Genomic DNA, 661 nt, shown 5'->3' with positions numbered 1-661 from the left:
CCTTTCATATTTTCAGCAGGGATAGTCCAGATATCTCCATCAACTTGATCTTTATGAATATGACACAAAGGATTGGTACGAACCCCTGTCAGAATAAGCAAACGCAAAGCCAGTTGTGTTAAGGTTGATGCTTCGCAAAGTGTTTTATAAAAGGTAGGGACATCTCTCCAATCCATAGCTGGTAAATTTTGTGTTTTATGACGTTGTTTACCTAAGAGCGCGCGTGCTTTTTCTGTTGCTTGTAAATCAACATTCAAACCCAAGGCAGCCGCATGTTTGAGACAAAGATTAAGACGGGTAAGAGCTCTATTAGCTGTTCCAGCTTTTGAATGCCAAATAGGGGCAAGAACATTGCGTATCTCTGTTTGTGTAATCTCAGAAACAGGCAGACAGCCTAATTTAGGGAGAATATGTAGGCGTAAAGGTGCAAACCAATTCCCATCTTTACCATCCCCTTTTAACTCAGATTTCCGACTTTCAAAAGTATCTAAAGCAATATCTTTTAAGTAATGAAGATTGCTTATTGCCTCACGCTTTTGTTTATCGCGTTCTTTAATAGGGTCACGACCCTCATGCAAAACAGAACGCCATTGATTTGCTAATTCACGGGCTTTTTTTAAAGAAACATTTTGCAACGCACCCAAGCCCATTTCACGGCGCC

Annotated in this window: 1 protein-coding gene; it reads right to left on the bottom strand. The window is 40.5% G+C overall.

The genetic code is table 11. From position 1 onward, the window contains the following. A partial coding sequence (locus ACFIKI_RS08455; protein WP_375666763.1) for a tyrosine-type recombinase/integrase occupies window positions 1-661 on the bottom strand: 661 nt, incomplete at both ends.

Origin of the sequence: Bartonella sp. TT121SHDZB (genome assembly GCF_042193415.1) — a bacterium.
Taxonomy (GTDB): Bacteria; Pseudomonadota; Alphaproteobacteria; order Rhizobiales; family Rhizobiaceae; genus Bartonella.
The sequence above is the reverse complement of the archived record's forward strand: the minus strand, read 5'-3'. Positions and strand labels throughout refer to the sequence as shown.